The organism is Streptomyces sp. NPDC031274 (genome assembly GCF_055570235.1).
The window spans coordinates 1-1055 of record NZ_JBVIHP010000463.1 but is presented as its reverse complement, the minus strand read 5'-3'; the positions used below and the strand labels follow the sequence as shown (position 1 = coordinate 1055).

Here is a 1055-nt window from a genome sequence, read left to right as displayed (position 1 = left end):
GCCGTGCCCACGCGACGAAGTAACAAGCCCCTCAGCTTCGAGAGCCTTGTATGCCGCGTGAACTGGCGAAAGCGTTCCTCGAGGCGGCCTCGAAGCGGCCCACCTTCATGCGGTGGATCGTCGGCGTGGGCATGGGGTTCTGGCAGGGCGAGACGCTCGGTCTGCGGTGGCCTTACGTCGACCTGGAAGCCGAGCTGTTCCGCCCCGAATGGCAACTCCAGCGCCTCACGTGGCGGCATGGTTGCGAAGACCCGCACGCCTGCGGAGGGCGCCTCCACCGTTTCGAGCCCTGCCCGTCGGGCTCTGCCAGGCACGAGGGCTACAAGCGCGGCTGCCCGAAGCCTTGCACCAAGACATGCACGAGGCACGCGAGCACCTGCCCCAAACGCAAGGAGGGCGGTCTCGTCTACACCCGGCCCAAGACCAAGAAGAGCCGGAACGCCGTTCCCATCCCGCCCGTCTTCATCCCGTTCCTGCACGACCACAAGGCCCGACAGCAAGCGATGCGGGCAGCGGCTGGCGAGCTGTGGGAGGAGCACAACGTGGTGTTTTCGCGGCCGGACGGTCGCCCCCTCGACCCTCGACAGGACTACGAGGAATTCAAGGAGCTGCTGGCAGAAGCCGGGATCGACGACCGCCGTCTGTACGACGGGAGTCGCCACACGGCCGGCACAATCCTGAACGAGCTGGGCATCGACATGCCCACGATCATGGAGATCCTGAGGCACACCCAGATCAGCCAGACCCGCCGCTACGTGAAGGGCAGGTCTCACCTGTCGAAGGACGCGATGCGGCGCATGGGCGAGTTCTTCGTGCCCGATCCGCAGAGCCCCGCTCCGAGCCCTTCGCAGAGCCCGCCGCCCGGCCCCTCTCAGGGCCCCACTGAGACCACAACTGAGACCCCCGACACTCGCGCCGCCCGCTCCCGCCGCCGTCGTCGCGTCCGCTGAACAACAAAACCCCCGGCCGGACCACTGTCCGGCCTGGGGTTCTAGGGAGCCCCCTGTCGGATTCGAACCGACGACCTACGCATTACAAGTGCGTTGCTCTGGCCA

The 1055-nt window shown here is 67.0% G+C and carries 1 pseudogene; it reads left to right on the top strand.

The annotated features are described in order from the left end of the window. Positions 1–56: 56 nt before the first annotated feature. A pseudogene (locus ACZ5CR_RS47200) lies at positions 57–950 on the top strand (tyrosine-type recombinase/integrase); the annotation flags it as partial. Positions 951–1055 lie beyond the last annotated feature (105 nt).